The 21,416-nt window shown below is 59.1% G+C and carries 18 protein-coding genes; 10 read left to right on the top strand and 8 right to left on the bottom strand.

The window, feature by feature from the left end; genetic code table 11:
- Positions 1–404 precede the first annotated feature (404 nt).
- Positions 405–2,138, top strand: a complete 1,734-nt coding sequence (locus tag NCG91_RS25160; RefSeq protein WP_251351665.1) for a methyl-accepting chemotaxis protein — start codon at positions 405–407, stop codon at positions 2,136–2,138.
- Positions 2,139–2,267: 129 nt separating this feature from the next.
- On the opposite strand, the gene NCG91_RS25155 is transcribed toward NCG91_RS25160, so the two are convergent.
- On the bottom strand, positions 2,268–3,419 hold the full coding sequence (locus tag NCG91_RS25155) for an AI-2E family transporter (protein WP_099666152.1): 1,152 nt from the start codon (positions 3,417–3,419) through the stop codon (positions 2,268–2,270).
- Positions 3,420–3,590: 171 nt separating this feature from the next.
- On the bottom strand, positions 3,591–4,601 hold the full coding sequence (locus NCG91_RS25150; protein ID WP_251351664.1) for a hypothetical protein: 1,011 nt from the start codon (positions 4,599–4,601) through the stop codon (positions 3,591–3,593).
- 124 nt (positions 4,602–4,725) lie between these two features.
- On the opposite strand from NCG91_RS25150, the gene NCG91_RS25145 reads away from it, so the two are divergent.
- Positions 4,726–5,094 (top strand): hypothetical protein, encoded by a 369-nt coding sequence (locus tag NCG91_RS25145; RefSeq protein WP_251351663.1) that lies wholly within the window; start codon positions 4,726–4,728, stop codon positions 5,092–5,094.
- On the opposite strand, the gene NCG91_RS25140 is transcribed toward NCG91_RS25145, so the two are convergent.
- Positions 5,073–6,134 carry a GGDEF domain-containing protein gene (locus NCG91_RS25140; protein WP_099666155.1) on the bottom strand — a complete coding sequence of 354 codons (1,062 nt, stop codon included), beginning with the start codon at positions 6,132–6,134 and terminating at the stop codon, positions 5,073–5,075. The genes NCG91_RS25145 and NCG91_RS25140 overlap by 22 nt on opposite strands.
- Before the next feature lie 417 nt (positions 6,135–6,551).
- On the opposite strand from NCG91_RS25140, the gene NCG91_RS25135 reads away from it, so the two are divergent.
- Complete coding sequence (locus NCG91_RS25135) at positions 6,552–7,232, top strand: SinI family restriction endonuclease (protein WP_251351662.1); 681 nt, start codon at positions 6,552–6,554, stop codon at positions 7,230–7,232.
- A gap of 22 nt (positions 7,233–7,254) precedes the next feature.
- Here NCG91_RS25135 and NCG91_RS25130 read toward each other — a convergent pair whose 3' ends face one another.
- The 4 genes from NCG91_RS25130 to dnaA all read right to left on the bottom strand — a co-directional run bounded on the left by NCG91_RS25130 (position 7,255) and on the right by dnaA (position 14,331).
- Positions 7,255–8,742, bottom strand: coding sequence for a DNA cytosine methyltransferase (locus NCG91_RS25130; RefSeq protein ID WP_251351661.1), 1,488 nt, complete (start codon positions 8,740–8,742; stop codon positions 7,255–7,257).
- Between the two features lie 366 nt (positions 8,743–9,108).
- The gene (gyrB, locus tag NCG91_RS25125; protein ID WP_251351660.1) at positions 9,109–11,607 is read right to left on the bottom strand and encodes a DNA topoisomerase (ATP-hydrolyzing) subunit B; all 2,499 of its coding nucleotides are present in this window, start codon (positions 11,605–11,607) and stop codon (positions 9,109–9,111) included.
- 81 nt (positions 11,608–11,688) lie between these two features.
- Positions 11,689–12,795: a DNA polymerase III subunit beta gene (gene dnaN / locus NCG91_RS25120; protein ID WP_034754341.1), complete on the bottom strand. Its 1,107-nt coding sequence runs from the start codon at positions 12,793–12,795 to the stop codon at positions 11,689–11,691.
- 141 nt (positions 12,796–12,936) lie between these two features.
- A complete protein-coding gene (gene dnaA / locus NCG91_RS25115) occupies positions 12,937–14,331 on the bottom strand; it encodes a chromosomal replication initiator protein DnaA (RefSeq protein ID WP_034781304.1) in 1,395 nt (464 codons plus the stop codon).
- 513 nt (positions 14,332–14,844) lie between these two features.
- On the opposite strand from dnaA, the gene rpmH reads away from it, so the two are divergent.
- The 6 genes from rpmH to NCG91_RS25085 all read left to right on the top strand — a co-directional run bounded on the left by rpmH (position 14,845) and on the right by NCG91_RS25085 (position 19,313).
- Positions 14,845–14,979, top strand: a complete 135-nt coding sequence (gene rpmH / locus NCG91_RS25110) for a 50S ribosomal protein L34 (RefSeq protein ID WP_010401996.1) — start codon at positions 14,845–14,847, stop codon at positions 14,977–14,979.
- Between the two features lie 23 nt (positions 14,980–15,002).
- A complete protein-coding gene (rnpA, locus tag NCG91_RS25105; RefSeq protein ID WP_150131170.1) occupies positions 15,003–15,440 on the top strand; it encodes a ribonuclease P protein component in 438 nt (145 codons plus the stop codon).
- On the top strand, positions 15,437–15,697 hold the full coding sequence (gene yidD / locus NCG91_RS25100) for a membrane protein insertion efficiency factor YidD (protein WP_010401993.1): 261 nt from the start codon (positions 15,437–15,439) through the stop codon (positions 15,695–15,697). Before rnpA ends, yidD begins: the two co-directional genes overlap by 4 nt.
- Before the next feature lie 11 nt (positions 15,698–15,708).
- Entirely contained in the window at positions 15,709–17,439 is a 1,731-nt protein-coding gene (gene yidC, locus NCG91_RS25095) for a membrane protein insertase YidC (RefSeq protein WP_077408891.1), read from the top strand.
- Between the two features lie 185 nt (positions 17,440–17,624).
- Positions 17,625–19,004, top strand: coding sequence for a tRNA uridine-5-carboxymethylaminomethyl(34) synthesis GTPase MnmE (gene mnmE, locus NCG91_RS25090; RefSeq protein WP_251351659.1), 1,380 nt, complete (start codon positions 17,625–17,627; stop codon positions 19,002–19,004).
- 9 nt (positions 19,005–19,013) lie between these two features.
- Positions 19,014–19,313 (top strand): hypothetical protein, encoded by a 300-nt coding sequence (locus NCG91_RS25085; RefSeq protein ID WP_251351658.1) that lies wholly within the window; start codon positions 19,014–19,016, stop codon positions 19,311–19,313.
- A gap of 23 nt (positions 19,314–19,336) precedes the next feature.
- Here the strand turns inward: NCG91_RS25085 and NCG91_RS25080 are convergent, their stop codons facing one another.
- Entirely contained in the window at positions 19,337–21,034 is a 1,698-nt protein-coding gene (locus NCG91_RS25080) for a M1 family metallopeptidase (RefSeq protein WP_251351657.1), read from the bottom strand.
- Positions 21,035–21,213: 179 nt separating this feature from the next.
- Here NCG91_RS25080 and NCG91_RS25075 point away from each other — a divergent pair, with 179 nt between their 5' ends.
- Positions 21,214–21,414, top strand: coding sequence for a hypothetical protein (locus NCG91_RS25075; RefSeq protein WP_077408887.1), 201 nt, complete (start codon positions 21,214–21,216; stop codon positions 21,412–21,414).
- Positions 21,415–21,416 lie beyond the last annotated feature (2 nt).

The following is a 21,416-nucleotide window of genomic DNA, read 5'->3' as shown; positions in this document are numbered from 1 at the left end:
AGGTAACGCCGCAGAGCGCCGGTTATGAAGGTCAGAAATCACAATAATTTATTGGGGGTTACTTAACATAAATGGCATTCCGCCGCGACCGCGCACGACAGCGGAATGCCAGTTCTGCGCAAAAAACATCATCCACTTGTTACAAATCGTGAAAATCCATGCTGGATGTTGCTACTGGTAATCTTTCCCTGTATCTTGCAGTCAGGAAATTAAAAGTACGGGAAACCTCAACCTCGTTGCCCTGTATTGCACTCCTGACGATATGCGCGGGCCGCCTTCCCCCCTGCTGCCGCACACGCCGTATCGACCTGTCCTGAACAATTCACGTGACCCGCCCATCTGGCGTTTGCCGCTATCTCGTCCGGCATGCGCAGGCATGGTTGCGCCCTTACCAAGGAAACTGCATGTTGTCGAACATAACAATAAAAATGCGCCTGATCGCCACCATGAGTGTGCTGGGCTTGCTGATCGCCGTACTGGGCGTCATGAGTATCATCAGCCTGAAATCGGCCAACAACAGCCTCAACGAGGTCTACAGCAATCAGCTGGCATCGACGCAAGCGATCGGGGAATCGCAAATTGCCCTGGGCCGCGCCCGTTTCACGATGGATCGCGTGATGGTGCACCCGGATGCGCCGGATGCCAAGGATACCCTGGCCCGCGCGGAACAATTCCTGGAAGCGTCCAACAAGTCCTGGAAGGTGTACCTGGGCTTGCCGCAAAGCGCGGACGAAAAGCGCCTGTCCGACGATATGGACAAGAAGCGCAGCGACTATATCAACAATGGCGTGCTGGTCATGAGCAAGGCTTTGCGTGAAGGCAACATCGAGCAAGCGGACGGCTTGATGATGAAGGGGCTGACGCCGCTGTACCGCACCCTGGACCAGGCCGCCGAAACATTGACGCAATACCAGGCCACGTCGGCCGCCGCGATGTATGCGGAAAGCCAGTCCAGCTACCACACGCAGGTGACCATGGCCATCGGCGGCATGATCGTCGGCGCCTTGCTGACCATCATTTCCAGCATCCTGCTGCTGCGTGCCATCTTCGGCCCGCTGGACCAGGCCCTGCGCCATTTCGGCGCCATTTCCGACGGTAACCTGGCCAACGACATCGTCATCACGCGCCACGACGAGATGGGCGCCTTGCTGACGGGCTTGCAGAAAATGCAGGAACGCCTGTCGAGCACCGTGCGCGGCGTGCGCGACGGCAGCGGCGCCATCGCCACGGCCAGCAATGAAATCGCCTCGGGCAACCTGGATCTGTCGAGCCGCACGGAGCAGCAAGCGTCGAGCCTGGAAGAAACGGCATCCTCGCTGGAAGAGCTGACCTCGACCGTCAAGCAGAATTCCGACAATGCGCGCCAGGCGAACCAGCTGGCCGTCTCCGCATCGGACGTGGCCGTCAAGGGTGGAGCACTGGTGGCGCAAGTGGTCGATACCATGGGCACCATCAGCGAATCGTCGAAAAAGATCGCCGACATCATCGGCGTGATCGATGGCATCGCCTTCCAGACGAATATCCTGGCCCTGAACGCGGCCGTGGAAGCGGCCCGTGCCGGCGAGCAAGGCCGTGGCTTTGCCGTCGTCGCCACGGAAGTGCGCAACCTGGCGCACCGCTCGGCCAGCGCCGCCAAGGATATTAAAGTGCTCATCGAAGCGTCGGTGCAGAACGTGGGCGCGGGCAGCGCGCTCGTCAGCCAGACGGGCACGACGATGGATGAAATCGTTTCCAGCATCCGCCGCGTGACGGACATCATGGGCGAAATCAGCGCCGCCGGCCGCGAGCAGGAACTGGGCATTGGCCAGATCAATCAAGCCGTGGCGGAAATGGATACCGTGACGCAACAGAATGCGGCGCTGGTGGAAGAAGCGGCGGCGGCCTCGGAATCGATGCAGGAACAGGCGGCGGCGCTGGCCGAAATGGTCAGCATTTTCAAGCTCGACGCCAACCATAGCGGTCCGGCAGCGGCCAAGCCTGCCTTGCGCAAGCCTGTCGTGGCCGCCGCCAGCACGGCCTTGAAACGCCCGGCGCTGCGCCTGGCGCCGGCCGGTGCCGCTGCCGCACCGGCCGCTGCCGCCAAACCACGTCCGGCCAAGCCTGCCGCGGATAACAGCGGCGAGTGGGAAGAGTTTTAACAACACCTAAAAACCTACTGCGCGTCGCAATTTGCGGCTTGCGATGCTCACTGTGCTCTAGCACAGTTGCGCTTCTCAGCCACAACTTGCTGCCGCTCGCTACGGTTTTTAGGCGTTGTTGATTCTAGATTATTGTTGCTCCAGGGCCACCTTGCTGCCCTGTTCCTGCAAGCGCGCCGCCTCGGCCAGGGCCTGGGCGCGCGCTTCCTCTGCCGCCTGTTCCGCTTTCTCCAGTGCATCATGGCGCGCTTGCAGCGCCGCCCGGGCGCGCACGAAGACGATCTTGATGGCCGCCATCACGGGCACGGACAGGAAGATGCCCACCACGCCCCCCAGCTGGTCGCCGGCCAGCAAGCCGACGATCACCATCAGCGGGCTCACTTCCACGCCTTCGCTCATCAAGTATGGGTTGACCACGTAATCCTGGAACAAGCGGTAGGCGGCGATAAAGCCGATCAGCCAGAACACGTGCTCGAAACCGCTGAAACCGGCCACGACCACGGCGATGACGGCGGCCGCCAGCGGGCCGGCAAACGGAATGAATTCCAGCAAGGCGGCCGCGCCGGCCAGCAGCAGGCTGTACGGCACGCCCATCAGGGAAAAGGCGATGCTGTAGGACACAAACGTGGCGATCGACAACAGCAGCAGGGCGCGCACATAGCGTGACAGCAAGATGTCGAGGTCGTCGATGATGGCACCCCACAACTTCTTGTTGGGACGGTTCAGCAGGGACAGCAAGCCGTCGCGCATGTCCGGGCCTTCCTTGATCAGCAAAAAGCTCAGCACGGGCACCAGCACCAGATAGATCAGGTTGCTGGCCGCATGCATGACGGTCAAGCCCAGTTCCTTCGCCAGCGGCATGGCTTGTCCCGTACCGCTGCTCAGCTGCGTCTGCATGAACGACAGCAGGCGCGCGCGCAACGGTTCCATGAATTCCGGCAAAGGAATCCGCTCGGCAAAATTATTGCCCTTGAGCAGGGTCGGCAATTGCGCGCTGAGTTTGCTGGCTTCTTCCTCGATGCGGGCGCCGAAGATGGAGCCCAGTATTGCCACCAGCAAGATCACCACGAGGAAGACGATGCCGATGGCAGCCGTGCGCGGCAAGCGCTTCGGGCCATGGCGTTCCAGCAGGCCGATCAGCGGATACACGAGGTAGCTGAAGAAAATGGCAAAGACCACGACGATCAGGGTCGACGAGACCTTGTAGGTAAGAAAGAGCAGGAAGGCGATGAGGAAAGCCGTCCACACCATCTTGGCAACGCGCAAGTTAAAACCGAACATATGAATTCCTTAGGGCAGGATGCGACGCAAGCGTGACTGGCTTGAAGGGCAGGGTGGGCAAGGCAGGGATCGGGCCGCGCCGCACGGCCGGAAATCATACCGCAAAATGCCAAAATGCCATGTTCTTGTGCGTAATGGCAATGCTTTCCCCTGTCTGGACTCCCCTCAGGCCTATTTATCCCGCCAGCTGGCGACGGTGATGAAGACGCCATCGTCCTTGTCGGGTTCGCGCAAGGTCACCGTATAGCGGCCGCTCGCATCGCTGCCCGTGAACACGACCTTGTCGTCATGGCCTTTTACTTGCGCACCCTTGGCCAGCGTGGCGTAGGTGTTGAGCACCCAGTGGAAATCGGCATAGCTGCGCAGGGTGATGTCGGCATCGGGCAGGGGCTCGTCTCCCGCCTCGGCCGCTTCCGTGGGCGTGCGCATGGGCAAACCGGCCAGGCCCGCCGGCGCGATGCGCTTGCCGCCGCTGGAACTGCCGTTGAGTTCCGCATTCGGCAGCAGCAGGTGCAGCAAGCTGGCGGGAAAGCCGGGCGGCACGTCGCGCGCTTCCCAGCCGGGCTGGCCGGGGCGGGTCGTGATGTATTCCACCGCAGCAATGCTTTGCCGCCGTTCCGGCGCGGCCTGTGCCAGCATGGCCGGCAGTTGCCGCGCCCACACGAGCAGCGGCGCGGCCATCTCGTCCTCTGCGCCCGGCGGCAGGAACACCGTCAGCACGGCGTGCGTGGACGGCAGGCAGGCTGGAGCGGCGTCGCCGATGGCGGCCCGGCAATGGCCGTTGACGAGGCCCAGGGCCAGCAGCTTGCGTTGCGGATCGAACAGCATGGCGGCGCGCCATGCACCGTGCGTGCTGGCATCGATGGAGGCCAGCACGGAGCGTCCGTCGGGCAACATGGTGCGCGTGATGTCGTCGAGCGACTGCATGCTGTCGAGCACCTGACGCGCGATCAGGGTGTTGCCCTGCGTATAGCTGCCGCGCGCGTAGCCCAGCAGTTTCAAGACATCGGCGCGGATTTCAGGATGCGCGCTCAGGCGCAGCGGCGGCGAGGGCACGGGCACGGTGGCGGCCACGAAGGCCGCATCCTCGGCAGGAATGGCTTGCGCCATGCTGGCAAGCGGCAGGCATAGGGCGGCGCACAGCGACAGCATGCGAACAGTGATTTTTCCGGGGGTATTCAATGACTATCCTTGTCGAGACGCCATGCCGGAGGGCTTGCCGGCATGCGCGGGCCGCGATCTTAGCATTTCAGGAATGAATCTCTTTCTGCTAAGCTTGGCTATTGAATCACTGTCCCCCGTTGTCATGGCCCAGATCACTATTTCCTGCAGTATTCCCGTCGACGATGCGGCTGTGACCGAGTTCCTGCACAAGTACCTGGGCCGCTCGCGCCTCGGCTCGGCCAGGATGTTGCGCATGGGCGAGAAGGGCTGTTTCTATACGGGCTCCTTGTATACGGACGAGCACGCCAAGGTGAGCCGTTTGATCCGCCGCATGCTGGTGTTCTTTGAGAGCAAGGACATTCCCTTGACCATCCTCAAGATCGGTGGCCAGGATAGCTGGTATGAGGTGGACCCCGAGCGGCGCGATCCCTGGAAGATTTCGCCGCAAGCCTTGCTGGCGCTGCTCGATGCGGTGCCGGACGGTGGCGCTCAGGCGGCGTTGAGCACGTAGCGGTTCTTGCCGCTTTTCTTGGCCTGGTACAAGGATTCATCGGCACGCCGGTAGCTGTGCGACAAGTCGGCTTCCTTGATCAGTTCCGCCATGCCGATGCTGACGGACACCTTGCGTTCCGGCACGAAGGCTGCCTCGACGCTGTCGACCAGCTGCGCGGCAAAGGCGCAGGCGGCATTCTTTTCACCCAGGTAAATGACGGCAAACTCCTCGCCGCCCAGGCGGCCGCACAGGTGCTCGCCCGACAGTTCACCGATCACCTCGGCGATCTTTTTCAGCACCTCGTCGCCCACGTCATGGCCGTACACGTCGTTGATCTGCTTGAAGTCGTCGATGTCGATCATTAAAAAATACGCGGGCGTATGCGCCGTGCGCTGCAAGGTACGGGCGCTTTGCGTAAACATGCGTCGGTTGTTGAGCCCGGTCAAGCCATCCTTGTAGGCCATGGTCGCCAGTTCGCGCTGGGCGCGATAGTTGTTGATGCGCAAGACGAGAAAATAGATATTCAGCGCCAGGCCGATGATCACGCTGATGGTGACGGCCAGCACGGGCCAATGCTGGTCGGCCTGGCCCGCATGCACGGGAAATTGCCCCAGCCCCAGGATGGCCCACACGCACAGCGATACGCCCAGGTAATACGCGATGCCGCTGAAGATGGGCGCCGTCGTCAGGGTGATCATCACGCCCAGCGGCAAGACCCAGAAAGCGGGATCTTCCGTGCCCAGCATCAGCACGCGAAAGCTGAAAGCGATGAACAGCACGCTGATGGTGCCGCTGGCGATGATGGCTTGCAAGGACTTCGCATATACGGTCAGCAGCAGCCCGACCAGCATGCCCGTCAAGCCCAGCGCCGCCTGCGCATGATCGAGCGAAGCGCGCGGCAAGGTCAGGCTGAACGTGACCAGCCAGCACGCCAGGCCAAACGTCAGGATGGCTATCGAAATGAAATGCAGTTCCTTGAAAAAGCGCTGCTGCTGCTCCCGTTCTCCTGAAAAGAACAGGTAATAGAAGGCAGGAGACAGGCTGCGCGAAGTGAACATTGCATTTGTCCAGGCAGACAACACGCCTTGCGGCAGGGACGCCTCCCGGCAACGGCAGGCGGCATGGCGCGCGCACAAAATTAGTTGCGCTCAGGAACTAGTGTACTGGTTTCTTGGGGGTAGTGGTGGGGAAGTAAAGATATCTGCAGATCTCTTTGGGAGCTACTGAGGATTGTATCCGCATCGATAGGGGACAGAAAGATATCAGATTGTGCTTGAGCTAAATTATGACACTCATTGGGCTACTAATACGATCAGGGTTGGTACCCGTAAACCAGTACAGCGGGATCAATTGTGAAGGTTGTTAAATGTACACATTCCAAGTTAAAAGTGCGGAATGCTATATTTCGTGACTTTTTTGATAGTCGTTAACCCTAAGAAGCAGTTACAGTCTTTCTCTTTAGAAAAAGGAAAAAAATGGCATTTAGTGCAAATTCAGAGGCGTTTGCAAGAGCTGCGATGGCGGCGATCAACCCACCTCTGGCGGACAAATACGTAAACCTAATCAAACTACTGATGATAAATCCAGGCGCAGCGTCAAAAATGCGCGGGAAAAATCCTCCAGATATTGGTACTGAAGCCTACATCCGGGCGCAGGCTTCTAATTTTTCGGCCAGTCGCGTCCCAACGGCCCCGGCACCTCCGGCTACTGTTCCTGACGAAATGGTTAGCTTTATCCTACATACCTATTTTAATGTTCCCGAAGAAAATCTGGTACAAGCCAAGAACGACCATCTTCTTTCGATGGGCGCAGAAAATCTCGTTGGCGACTTGTTAGAACGTTATTTGGCAAGCATCATGGAACCTCGAGGCTGGATTTGGTGTTCAGGTTCGACGGTGAAAGCCGTTGATCTGATCAAGCCGCCTACCGGCCTTGAGGATGTCTGGACACTTCTTCAAGTTAAAAATCGTGATAACTCCGAGAACTCTTCGAGCTCAGCGATTCGGAATGGAACTGACATCAAAAAATGGTTTCGTACCTTTTCTAAAAGACGGGGAGCCAATTGGGAAGCATTCCCGGATGAGGAAATACGTCCACTTGTCTCAGAAGTTGGCTTCAAAAAATTTGTAAAGGAATATCTCGAAGCATTAAAGTAGAATTTGCAATTATGAGCATCCGTTACGTGGGTTCTTTCTCGAAGAGTTGCATTTGCGGTGCCTCAACAACAATCTTTTTGACCTTCGGCTTGATCTTTGTTGGCTTGATATCTACAGGGTCGAGCCCAAGGATCTTCCGCGTTGCAGCCTCCCAACTTACTTCATCCGTGTCCCTGTAGCGGGAGAATTGGAAGCCAGGAGGTGGCTGGATATCATGACCCGCCATGTGAGCAAGAATTGCGCGTCCTACAGCTTCACCCAAACCGCCGGGGACGGCATTGCCGACCTGTCGATACTGATCGACGAGTTTGCCACCAAGTTGCCAGTCGTCTGGAAACATTTGAAGACGCTTGTATTCTTGAATGGAGAGCGGTCGATCCTCGACTGGATGACAAATATCTGTGGCAGGCATATTGGGCGAGGTAACCAAAGTACAGGCAGGTTTATCCCAGCCCATACGGCGAAGGAAGCCGGTCTTGCCACCTCCGGAATAATAGCTTTTACCTAGAGCTTCCTTTTGAAGATTCTCGGGCAAATGTTTCCAATACTGTCCCGGTCCAAGAAGCCGGTAATAGCGGAGCCGATCTTCAGGAAAGTTGACATGATCGCAGCCAAGAGTTTCGATGCCCTCAACGGCTTCGCGGAAGGTCTTCCATTTTGGAAGGCCAAAGGTTTCATTCTGACTATGTGTTGGCTTTAAATGCGGAAGCTTATTCCCATCGCGGGAGCAGATCAAGACTACACGTTCGCGGCTTTGCGGGACGCCGAAATTTGCGGCGTTGTAGAGATTAAAGGAGACACCATAGCCGCCAGCCCTCAGTGTTTGAATGATGTGAAGTAGGGCTCCTCCCGGTTTTTCCTCAAAACCGGGTGCCCACTCCTCCCCGCGCTCGGCGTGAGGGCGATGTGCGAGTGGAGCAGAGAGCAGGCCGCGAACGTTTTCAATGACTGCATATTTCGGCTTCAGTTCGAGGAGAAGGTCAATAAATTTCAGAAAGACGTTGCCGCGAACATCTTGGAATCCTCTGCGAGATCCCGCGGTCGAAAAGGCTTGGCAAGGAGGGCCACCCACGATCACGTCAATATCATCTGTATCGGATAGGCCTGCAGCCTGCCGAATATCTTGTGCAGAATACTGCCAGACATCACCAAGAAGCGCGACATCGGGGCGATTGGTGGCGATTGTTTTACGGCAATGTTTATCAACTTCGCAGGTGAGGAGAACGTGAATTCCGGTTTTCTCCAATCCGAGATCAAGTCCCATCGCTCCAGAGAAAAAGGAGAGGGCTTTCAACTTGGGAAGCGGGCCGGTGCGTCGCGCCACATGATCTTTTGGCTCTACACCTTCACTATTTACGTAAGACTCCAGCGAAGTTGGGGACACTAACCACTGTTTACCGACTTGCTGGCCTTCAAGTTGGCATGATCTGAGAAGCGAGCGAACGTACTGTTGTGATACGCCAAGTTGTTCAGCCACATTCTTGACAGAGAGAAAATTTGGGATACTCATGTTGGTATTGGGTATGTTTCGAATTCGAAATAAAATATATACCAATACTATAGCCCTGCGCCCCATCGATTGGCAAGAGATTTTGAATTACCAAAGTTATTAATGACAGGGTAATAATTTCAGAGTAACTTTTAGTTTAAGCCACGTTTGATGTTGTTAATTTTGTGATAATGTTTCACGAAGGCGGTGAAAATTATATCAGCAAATGAGGACTGTCTTAAGAGTGGTAATCCTGTTAGTCAGAGCGTAAAGACACAGAATATTATGGTGAAAAAAAGCCAACCTCCACGGTTGGCTTTTTTGTAATTAATATTGTGGATATTTCACTATAGTTCAAACTTGTCGAGTTTATATAACTAGATAAAGTTACACGTCGATATTGCCTGCGCGCAGCGCGTTGTTTTCGATGAAGGCGCGGCGTGGTTCCACGTCGTCGCCCATCAAGGTCGTGAAGATTTGATCTGCCGCAATGGCGTCTTCGATCTGCACTTTCAACAAGCGGCGCACGGTCGGGTCCATCGTCGTTTCCCACAGTTGATCCGGGTTCATTTCGCCCAGACCTTTGTAGCGCTGTTTCGAGACGGTGCGTTCGGCTTCGTCGCGCAGCCATTGCATGGCCTGGTGGAAGTCGACCACGGCGATTTCCTTGATGCGCTCGCCTTCGCCGCGGCGCACGAACGCGCCTTCGCCGATCAAGCCTTCGAAGGTGGCGGCGCCGCTGCTCAGCACGGCGTAGTCCGGACCTTGCACGAAGTCGGCGTCGATGGCCGTCACTTTGACGTTACCGTGGTACATGCGCTCGATGTGCAGCTTGTGTTTTTCCGACAAGTCGTCGGAACGCACATGCACGCGCACGGCGTTGTCGTTGATGGCCGTCTGCAGGGCCAGGGCGGAGGTTTCCGCCAGGTCCAGGGTCGACAGGTCCAGCTGCACGCCCGTCATGATGGCCGTCAGGGCGGCGCGGTCGATGACGCGTGTCAAACGCGTCATGATGGTGTTCGACAGGTTGAATTTGCGCACCAGTTCCGTCAGCGTTTCGCCGGAAATGCCTTCCGCGCCTTCGCGCGGCACCAGCACGGCCGTGTTCAGCGCCACGGTCATCATGTAGCTCGCTTCCTCGGCGTCATCTTTCAGATAGCGCTCGTCGCGGCCCGCCTTCACCTTGTACAGCGGCGGTTGCGCGATGTAGATGTGGCCGCGCTCGACCAGTTGCGGCATCTGGCGGTAGAACAGGGTCAGCAGCAGGGTACGGATGTGGGCGCCGTCGACGTCCGCATCGGTCATGATGATGATGCGGTGGTAGCGCAGTTTCTCGACGTTGAATTCGTCCGGTCCGATCGAGGTGCCGAGCGTGGCGATCAGGGTGGTGATCTGCTCGGACGACAGCATTTTCTCGAAACGGGCTTTTTCCACGTTCAAGACTTTACCGCGCAGCGGCAGGATCGCCTGGAACTTGCGGTCGCGCCCTTGTTTTGCCGAGCCACCTGCCGAGTCACCCTCGACGATGTACAGTTCGCACAGGGCGGGGTCTTTTTCCTGGCAGTCGGCCAGCTTGGCCGACAGGCCCAGGCCGTCCATGATGCCTTTGCGGCGCGTCAAGTCGCGGGCCTTGCGGGCCGCTTCACGGGCGCGCGCCGCTTCGACGATCTTGCCGCAAATGATCTTGGCGTCGTTCGGTTTTTCTTGCAGGTAATCAGCCAGGGTCTTGGCGACGATTTCTTCGACCGGGCCGCGCACTTCCGACGACACTAGCTTGTCTTTCGTCTGCGACGAGAATTTCGGTTCCGGCACTTTCACGGACAGGACGCAGGTCAAGCCTTCGCGCATGTCGTCGCCGTTGATTTCCACTTTCGCCTTTTTGGCGAACTCGTGTTCATCGATGTATTTGTTGATCACGCGCGTCATCGCCGCGCGCAAGCCCGTCAGGTGGGTGCCGCCGTCGCGTTGCGGGATGTTATTCGTGAAGCACAGCACCTGTTCATTGTAGGCATCGTTCCACTGCATCGACACGTCGACCGAGATATTCGTGTTCTGGTCCGACATGCGCTCGCCCGTGGCCTGGAAAATGGTCGGGTGCAAGACCGACTTGGCCTTGTTGATGTACTCGACGAAGCCGCGCGTGCCGCCTTCGAAGGCGAAGACTTCTTCCTTGCCCGTGCGCTGGTCCGACAACTTGATGTTGACGCCATTGTTCAGGAAGGACAGTTCACGGATGCGCTTGGCCAGGATTTCGTAGTGGAATTCCACGTGCGTGAAAATCTCTTCGTCGGCCCAGAAATGCACGTCGGTGCCGCGCTTGTCCGTTTCGCCGATGACCTTGATCGGCGAGGTGGCGATGTCGCCCACCATGACGATCTGGCGGTCTTGCGGCACGCCGCGCACGAATTCCATGTGATGCACTTTGCCGTCGCGGCGGATGGTCAGTTTCAGCAATTTCGACAGACCATTGACGCAGGACACACCCACGCCATGCAAACCGCCCGATACTTTGTACGAGTTCTGGTCGAACTTGCCGCCCGCGTGCAGTTCGGTCATGACGATTTCCGCCGCCGAACGCTTCGGATCGTGCTTGTCGTCCATTTTCAGGCCGGTCGGCACGCCGCGGCCATTGTCTGTGATCGAGATCGAATTGTCGCTGTGGATGGTGACGTGGATTTCCGTGCAGTGGCCGGCCAGCGATTCATCGATCGAGTTGTCCAGCACTTCGAATACCAGATGGTGCAAGCCGGTGCCGTCCGAGGTGTCGCCAATGTACATGCCCGGGCGTTTGCGTACGGCTTCCAGGCCTTCCAGGATCTGGATGGAGGCGGCGCCGTATTCTTCCGTTTTGGCCTGGATCGGGGTGTCTTGTGGATTCTCGGACATGGACTGCTTTCTCAAATAACGATTGCTGATTGCGGGGCCTGACCCTGTCGGATCAGACCCCAGTTTTGCATTGGGTTACGCTTAAATGCGCATCGGCATGACAACGTACTTGAAGTCCGCGTTGTCAGGGATGGAGATCAGGGCGGACGAGTTCGAGTCGCCCAGCGCGATGTTGACGTATTCGCATTTCAGGTTGTTCAGCACGTCCAGCAGATACGTCACGTTGAAGCCGATGTCGACGGAGTCGCCGCCGTAATCGATTTCCAGCTCTTCGACGGCTTCTTCCTGGTCCGCATTGGTCGAGCTGATCTTCATGCTGCCCGGGGTGATGATGCAGCGCACGCCCTTGAACTTGTCACTGGTCATGATGGCGGCACGTTGCAGCGAGCGCAGCAGTTCATCGCGGCCGATGGTGAAGTCGTTTTTGTAGCCTTTAGGAATCACGCGCGTGTAGTCGGGGAACTTGCCTTCCACCAGCTTCGAGATCAGCTCGATGTCGGCAAAGGTCAGTTTCACCTGGTTGGCGGCGATGTCCAGCTGCACCGGCTCATCGTTCTCTTCCAGCAGGCGCTGCAGTTCGATGATGGTCTTGCGCGGAATAATCACTTCCTGGCGCGCAAACGTCTGCTCGGTAGCCACCTGGCAAAACGCCAGGCGGTGGCCGTCGGTGGCCACGGCGATGACATTATTGCCATCCAGAACCAGCAGCAAGCCGTTCAGGTAGTAGCGGATGTCTTGCTGCGCCATCGAGAAATGCACCATGTTGAACAGGTGCTTCAAGGTTTTCTGGGGCAGGGTGACGGACGCGTTGTAGCTTTCCGCTTGTTGCACGGTTGGAAACTCTTCCGCCGCCAGCGTTTGCAGGGCGAAGCGCGACTTGCCCGTTTGCACGGTCAGGCGCTTGTTCAGCAGGGTCATCGTGACGTCGCCCGATTCGGGCAGGGCGCGCAGGATGTCCAGCAGCTTGCGCGCGGCCACGGTGGTGCCGGTGACGTCCGCGCCGGAACCGATTTCCGCGTGCGTGGTGATCTGCACTTCGGTGTCGGTCGACAGGAAGGAGACATTTTCACCGTCTTTGCGGATGAGGATATTGGCCAGAATCGGCATAGTGTGCCGACGCTCGACAATACCGCTCACGATCTGCAGTGGCCGGAGAAGGGTATCTCGGGTGGTTTTGACCAATTGCATATTTATCCTCAATGTATAGGTATGAAGTTTAACGTAGTAATTTAACAATCATTGCAAGGGGAGCCCCGGCAGGCCGGCTGCGGCGCTCTCCCAGATAATAAGGGTAAAGCACGTTTTGAGCCAGCCTTGCCCAAGCGGCGCTTAGCCTTTTAACGTTTGTTCCAGCACATGCAATTCATGGTTGCATTCCGGGTTCTTGGTGCGGTCCAGCGCGATCTTGCGCACGGCATGCAGCACCGTGGTGTGGTCGCGGCCGCCGAACAGCTCGCCGATTTCCGGCAGGCTCTTCTGTGTCAATTCCTTGGCCAGGTACATGGCGATCTGGCGCGGCCGGGCGATATTCGCGGGGCGGCGCTTCGAATACATGTCGGCAACCTTGATATTGAAGAAGTCGGCCACCGTTTTCTGGATGTTTTCCACGGAAATCTGGCGATTCTGCACCGACAGCAAGTCCTTCAGCGCTTCCTTGACGATATCGATGGTGATATCTTTGCCATGGAAACGCGAATACGCGAGGATCTTGCGCAGCGCGCCTTCCAGCTCGCGCACGTTCGAACGCAAGTGCTTGGCGACAAAGAAGGCCACGTCGTCGGAGAAGGTCACGCCTTCCTGCTTGGCTTTTTTCAACAGAATCGCCACGCGCATTTCCAGTTCCGGCGGTTCGATGGCCACCGTCAGGCCCGAGTCGAAGCGCGAGATCAGGCGGTCGTCCATGCCCGTGATTTCCTTCGGATACGTATCCGAGGTGATGATGATCTGTTTCTTTGCGGCAATTAATGCCTCGAATGCATAGAAGAACTCTTCCTGCGTGCGGCTCTTGCCGCCAAAGAACTGGATATCATCGATCAGCAGCATGTCGAGCGAGTGATAGTAATGCTTGAAGTCGTCGAAACCCTTGCGCTGGTAAGCGGTCACTACGTCGCGAACGTACTGTTCTGCGTGGATGTAGCGGATCTTCGCGCCCGGATTGTCGGCCATCACCTGGTTGCCGATGGCGTGGATCAAGTGGGTCTTGCCCAGGCCGACGCCGCCGTAGAAGAACAGCGGGTTGTACGACACGCCCGGATTGTTCGCCACCTGGATGGCGGCGGCGCGCGCCAGCTGGTTGGCCTTGCCCGTCACGAAGCTGTCGAAGGTCAGGTCGGTGTTGATGCGGCTCTGCTCGCGGCGCGGCGCGGCGCCGATGCTCAGTTCCGGCACGCTCGGCTGCGGCTCCGCGGCGCGCGCGCTGGGCGCGCCGCCATTCGGATCGCTGGCCGGGGTGCTGGCGGTGACGGGTTTCTTCGGCAAGGCCAGGCGCGGGTCGAGCACGAACTGCACTTCCGTCGGCGCTTCGAAGTACTGAATGGCCAGGGCAGTGATGCGGCTGGCGAACTGGGTCTTGACCCAATCGAGCTTGAAGCGATTGGGCGCAGCAATGCGCAGCTTGCCCTCTTCGTAATCGAGAGGGATAAGCGGTTTGATCCACGCACTGAATTGTTGCGGTGTCAGCTCCAGTTCCAACTGCGCGGAACAGGCCTGCCAGAAATTATCCATGTATGTCTATGTGAAAAGGTGTGGGAGGGCGTATCGATTCTGCCCTGCGTTCACCGTGTTGCAAGGCCGGCGTCGCGCGAGGGCTCGCCACACGTAACGCGCTATTCTACTCCCGACTGCGAAAGTTATCCACAGGCACGGCTGTTATTTTTGTGTGGCGGGGTGGGGCGCCGTGTGCATAAGAGGCGACTTATCCCCCGGTTATCCCGTCACAGGCAGTGCTGGCGCGGCCTGTGGCGGGGCCTTGCCGGCAGATGGGGGGCGGCGCGCAAATTTCCAGGTGATCACGGCAATCCTTGACAAGAGGGGGGCATATGCTGAATAATTCAGGGTTCCCCGCCCGTATTCCGTGTTTATTCATTTGGAACGACAATATGGACTAAGCGTGGATTAAGCGGGCGATGAGATTGGCCAGCTTGTGCCTTGGCATAAGTGCGCGATTGTCATTGGCACCAAAAACTGACGGGACGTCAGACCCGATTTTGCATTTTTTTTGTTTTTAGCGAGACCAACATGAAACGTACTTACCAACCTTCCGTCGTTCGCCGCAAGCGTACGCACGGCTTCCGCGCTCGTATGGCTACCCGTGGTGGCCGTGATGTGCTCAACGCACGTCGCGCAAAGGGCCGCAAACGTCTGGCCGTCTAGGCTTGTCGTTGACAGCTGATCGCGTGGCTAGCTGTACTCCAGTCGGCAATCAACGCGAAGGTTCACACGACTTCGCGCGCTTTCGGCGTATCGTTAAAACGGATGAATTTTCATCCGTTTTTCGTTTGCGCCCTTCGCAAAAAACAGCGCATTTTGTGCTGTACACCCGACACAATCAATTGCCGCATGCGCGGCTGGGCGTCGTTGTGGCCAAGCGTTTCGCGCCGCGCGCGGCGACCCGCAACACGATCAAGCGCGTCACGCGCGAGCTGTTTCGCAACAGCGCGATGCCGCCGGTCGACTGCGTGGTGCGTTTGTCGCGCGCCGTCAACAGCAAGGATGGCCCGGCCACCACGACGCAGCTCAAAGCCGAGCTGCGCGAGGAATTGAGCCGCCTGTTCGCGGCGCAAATCGCCGCCCAGGCCCGTTCTGTTGCTGCGCCACCACCATCCGCGCCATGAAAACCCTGCTGCTGTTCCTGCTGCGCGCTTATCAGTTGCTGATCAGCCCCATGCTGGGACAGAATTGCCGTTTCTATCCGAGCTGTTCGCATTACGCGATGGAAGCGCTGCGCGTGCACGGTACTGCCAAGGGCAGCCTGCTGGCTGCCAAGCGCCTGTGCCGTTGCCACCCCTGGAATGAAGGGGGCGTCGACCCGGTGCCGCCGGCCGATTGCAAACAATCTTCAACGACCGCTTGCGGTTGCAACCACTCCTGACAAATACCCTAATGGATATCAATAAACGTACCATCCTGTGGATCGTGTTTTCCGTCTCGCTGGTAATTCTCTGGAACGAATGGATGATCTCGAACGGCAAGCCGTCGATGTTCTCCGCGAACACGGAACAAACCGCCAAGGCGCCTGCGACCCCTGCCAAGACGGCTGCCTTGCCAGCCGCGGCAGGCGTGCCTGCCCTGCCGGGTGACGCTGTCGATCCCGCCGCGTTCAAGCGCGAAGTGATTACCATCACCACCGACGTCATCAAGGTCGATATCGACACCCTGGGCGGCCAGGTCAAGCGTCTGGAATTGCTGAAATTCAAGGGCGCGGGTAATCCGGGCTGGTTTGGCGGCTGCTTCGGCCTGTTCAAGGTATGCCAGCCGGACGACGGCAAGCAAAACGAAGTGCTGTTCGACGAAGGCGCGAACCACACCTACCTGGCGCAATCGGGCCTGGTCGGCGGTCCCTTCCCTACCCATGCGAGCGGTTTCACCGTGCAGCCTGGCGTGCGTACCTTGGCCGATGGCAAGCAAATTCAACTGGTGATGGAAGCGGTCGAAGGCGGCGTCAAGCTGACCAAGACGTTTACCTTCAAGCGCGGCGATTACGTCATCGACGTGCGCCATGACGTGTCCAACGTGGGCGCGGCCCCTGTCACGCCGCAGTTGTATCTGCAACTGACGCATGACGGCAACAAGCCGGTCGGCGACTCCTTCTTCAACAGCAGCTTCACGGGCCCGACCCTGTACACGCCGCAAGACAAGTACCAGAAGCTGACGTTCGAGAAAATCGAAAAAGCGGCCTTGGAAGACGAGAAGAAGGGCAACGACAACGCCATGAAGGGCCTGCATCCGGCGACGGCGAATGGCGGCTGGTTTGCGATTTCGCAACACTTCTTCGTGTCCGCTTTCGTTCCGCCTGAGAACGCCAAGCGCGACATCTTCACGAAGAAGGTCGGCCCCAACCTGTACGCCATCGGCAACGTGCTGCCCCTGCCTACCCTGGCGCCAGGCGCCTCGGCCAGCATGGACAGCAAGCTGTACTCGGGTCCGCAAATCGCGCACCTGCTGGAAAACGTCTCGCCTGGCCTGGAACTGGTCAAGGATTATGGCTGGCTGACCATCATCGCCAAGCCGATGTTCTGGGTCATGGAACAGATCCACAGCGTGCTGGGCAACTGGGGCTGGACCATCATCGCCTTCACGATCCTGATCAAGCTGCTGTTCTTCCCGCTGTCGGCCGCCGGCTACCGCAGCATGGCCAAGATGAAACTGGTCACGCCGAAGATGCAAGCGATCCGCGAACGCTTCAAGGGCGATCCGCAAAAGATGAACCAGGCCACGATGGAGCTGTACAAGACGGAAAAGATCAATCCGCTGGGCGGCTGCCTGCCGATCCTGATCCAGATGCCCGTCTTTATCGCCCTGTACTGGGTCTTGAACGCGTCCGTGGAAATCCGCGGCGCGCCATGGATCGGCTGGATCACCGACCTGGCCCAGCATGACCCATGGTGCATCCTGCCCGTGCTGTACGCGATCTCGATGTTCATCACGACCAAGCTGAACCCGGCCCCGGCCGATCCGATGCAAGCGAAGATGATGCTGTTCATGCCACTGGCATTCTCGGTGATGTTCTTCTTCTTCCCGTCGGGCTTGGTACTCTACTGGGTCGTCAACAACGTCCTGTCGATCGGCCAGCAATGGGTGATCACCAAGAAATACGCGCCTGCCGTCAAGTAAGTCCGGCCAGCGAACAGAAAGCCCGCCTCGCGCGGGCTTTTTTTTGACATCCTACCCAGTGGGTACGATGTCAAAAAAAAAGTGGGTTTTGCCGGTTTTCCACTGACCCCCTTCATGTGCACCCGGTTTGTCGCTGAACATAGCGCGGCTCCCGCAGCCTTCCCCGAATAATCTACAATATCCCCATGAAACTCGACTCTTCCCCTATCGCCGCCATCGCCACCGCTCCCGGGCGCGGCGGCATCGGCGTGGTACGCGCCTCCGGCAAAAATCTCGCCCCTTTGATGGCCGCCCTGTTCGGCGCGCAGCAACTGAAACCGCGCCACGCCACCTATTTGCCATTCACGGAAAGCGACGGCGCCATCATCGACCAGGGCATCGCCATCCACTTCAAGGGCCCGCATTCGTACACGGGCGAAGACGTGCTGGAATTGCAGGGCCACGGCGGCCCCGTGGTACTGCAGTTGCTGCTGGCGCGCGTGCTGGAAGCGGGTAAGGACAGCGGCTTGCGCCTGGCCGAACCGGGCGAATTCACGCGTCGCGCGTTTTTGAATGACAAGCTTGATCTGGCGCAAGCCGAAGCCGTGGCCGACCTGATCGACGCCTCCACGGAGGCGGCCGCCAAGTCCGCTTCGCAATCGCTGTCGGGCGCGTTTTCGAACACCATCCACGCGCTGGTCGAACAGGTGACGGGCTTGCGCATGCTGGTCGAGGCGACCCTGGATTTCCCGGAAGAAGAAATCGACTTCCTGGAAAAATCGAATGCGCGCGGCCAGTTGATGGCCGTCATCGCAGCCTTGCATAAAGTGTTTGCGCAGGCGGCGCAGGGCGCGCTGCTGCGCGAAGGTCTCAATGTCGTGCTGGCGGGCCAGCCGAACGTGGGCAAATCATCGCTGCTGAACGCGCTGGCGGGCGCCGACGTGGCGATCGTCACGCCGATCGCCGGCACCACGCGCGACAAGGTCAGCGAAACCATCCAGATCGAAGGCATTCCGCTCAACATCATCGACACGGCCGGCATCCGCAGCGCGGGCGACACCATCGACGCCGTCGAGCGCATCGGCATCGAACGCACCTGGGGCGAGATCGGCAAGGCTGACGTCATCCTGCACCTGCTTGACGCAGATCATGGCCCCACCTTGGCCGATGAAACCATCGTCGCCGCCTTCCCCGAGGGCGTGCCGGTGGTGCGCGTGTGGAACAAGATCGACCTGTCGGGCCACAAGCCCAGCGTCGACAGCCTGCCCGACGCCACCCACGTGTATCTGTCCGCGCACGAGCACATCGGCATCGACTTGCTGCGTGCCGAACTGTTGCGCATCGCCGGCTGGCAGCAGACGGGCGAATCGCTGTACCTGGCGCGCGAACGCCATTTGATCGCGCTCAAATCGGCCGGCAAGCACCTGGACATCGCGGCAGAACACGCGGCGCAGGACGACCAGTCGCTGGACCTGTTTGCGGAAGAACTGCGCCTGGCGCAGGTGCAGCTGTCGAGCATCACGGGCGAGTTTTCGCCTGACGATCTGCTGGGCGTGATTTTCAGCCGCTTCTGCATCGGCAAGTAAGGGCACACGATGAAAATGTTGATCGCTGCCGCGCTGTGCTGCCTGCCCTTGCTGACTCAGGCAGAGGAAAAGCTGCCGCGCGACGTGGTGCAGTTCATTGATCATGCGCAAATGTGCGAGCACTTTGCCGGCGAGTGGGATGATAACGACAAGGCGCGCCAGCGCGAGATCACGCAAGCCGTGGCCGCTTTTTGCGGCCAGGCGCAGCGGCAGTGGAAACGGCTGTCCGCCAAGTATGCGGGACAGCCGAAGCTGGAAAAAGTCATTGCCGACAATGCCAATGACGCGGTGCGCAGTTTCCGGAAATAACGGCCGCCCTGGCTTGCGGCAGCTCAGCTCTTCTTGCGCTTGGCTTGCTCTTCCTTGAATGTCTGGAAGGCTTCGATATGCTCGGCCCGCCGCAGCACGCGCGAGCGCGGGTCGAGCGTGTACGTGGCGCCAGCCGGCAGGGGCAGTTCGCCAAAGCCCAGCGCCATGGAAACGGTATGGATTTCCTTGCCGATACGCACTTCCACCGGCATCAGGAAGGCGAGGTCGGCAGGCGTCTTCCACAGCAGGCGCAGGGTGTCGCCGTCCCGCACGGCGGACAACTCCGGCAGCGCGGCCTGGTACAGATAGGTCTGGAAGAACCAGTCGTAATTGCTGCCCGTGACTTTGTTGACGATGGCCATGAATTCCTGCGTGCTGCCATAGCGGGGCTGGAACTGGCCCGGCTGCGGCTGTTCCGTGCCGTAGACGAGCAGGCGCACGGCGCGGAAGAAGGCGTCGTCGCCGATCAGGCCGCGCAAGGTGTGCAGCACCAGCGCCCCTTTCACATAAATGTCGCCGCCCGGTCCGCCCTTTTTCAGGTCGTAGACCTCTTCCTCGCTTTTCGGCTTGCCCGAGACCATGGGCGCCTTGTTGACGATGCCGGCGCGCATTTGCTGCAACGCAGCAAAATATTCCTGCTCCCCCCGCAGATATTGCATGTACAGCGGTTGCATGTAGGTGCCGAAACCTTCGTGCAGCCACATGTCGTCCCAGTTGCTGTTGGTGAGCTGGTTGCCGAACCATTCGTGCGCAAATTCATGCTGCAGCAGCTCGTCGTAGCCATAGCTGGTCTTGGCGAATTTGTTGCCATAGGCATTGATGGTCTGGTGTTCCATGCCTTTGTGCGGCGTTTCGGCGATGCCGACCTTTTCATCGCCAAACGGGTAGGGGCCGATGACGCTTTCAAAAAAATCTAGCATGGGCGGCAATTCCGCGAACAGGGCGCCCGCCTTGGCTTCGCTTTCCGGCAGATACCAGAATTGCAGGGGGATGCGGTTGCCGTAGCGGCTGGCGTACTCGCCCTGCAGGCTGCGGTAGGGCGCCACGTTGAGGGCGATGCCATACGTGCTCGGGTGCTTGGCGCGCCAGTGCCAGGTGCGCCAGCCATCGGCCTCATCCATGCCAAGCGCGATGCCGTTGCCGGCCGCGACCAGCGGCGCCGGCACCTGGATGTGCTGGTCGATCAGTTGGGCCTTGCCCATCGGGTGGTCGATGCAGGGCCAGAACAGGTCGCAGCCTTCGCCTTGCACGGCGCTGGCGATCCACGGCGCGCCATCGGCCGTGCTCGACCACACCATGCCGCCATCCCACGGCGCCTTCACGGCAACGTGCGGCACGCCGTGGTAGACGACGCGGATGGTGGTGCGCGCGCCGGCCGCGAGAGTGGCCGGCAAGGTCATGCTCAGGCGCCCGTCCGGGTTGGCGTAGTCTTGCGGCCGCAGCGCCTTGCCGTCGATTTCGATGGCATCGACGGGCAGGTTGCGGTCCAGGTCCAGCGCGAAGCGCGAGATCGGCTGCGTCGCCAGGAAGGTCAGGCGCGCGTCGCCGGCGATGCTGCGGCTGGCCGGGTCGATGCGCAAGGTCAGGTCGGCGTGTTCGAACACCACCGCCAATTGTTCCGGCGTGCGTTCGGCGCCCGAATTGAGGGTGTAGGCGGTGGGCGTGCGCGTGGCGCAGGCGCTGAGCAGCAAGCAGGAGAGCAGCAGGGGGATGTGTTTCATGGCAGGCGCGCAAGTGAACGGAACACCGATTGTAGTGTGAAGTGACAACGTTGTCGTTTGGAAATTTCAAGGCGCCGATGGGGCAAGCGTGGCCGCCGTTGAGAAATGTCATGGGCTTCAAACTGCGCTGACGTAATCTTGCTGAGCGGCCTTGAAGTGCCGCTAGGAAAGGAAGCGCCATGGACAGCAAACAGCCGGATGTCGTGGAATGCGGGGATGAGGTCGTGGCGCGACGATTGCCCGCCATGCCGGAATTGATCGCCACCTTGCCGCCGAAAGGCGCGTGCTGGTACTGCGACAAGCCGCTCGACGCCGTGCGCCGCTTTTGCGGCAAGAGCTGTGGCATGGCTTACGCGGAAGAGGCGCAATACCACCCTTGAGT

The organism is Janthinobacterium kumbetense (assembly GCF_023703445.1).
GTDB classification, from domain to species: Bacteria; Pseudomonadota; Gammaproteobacteria; order Burkholderiales; family Burkholderiaceae_D; genus Janthinobacterium; species Janthinobacterium kumbetense.
This window is presented reverse-complemented; position numbering and strand designations above follow the sequence as displayed.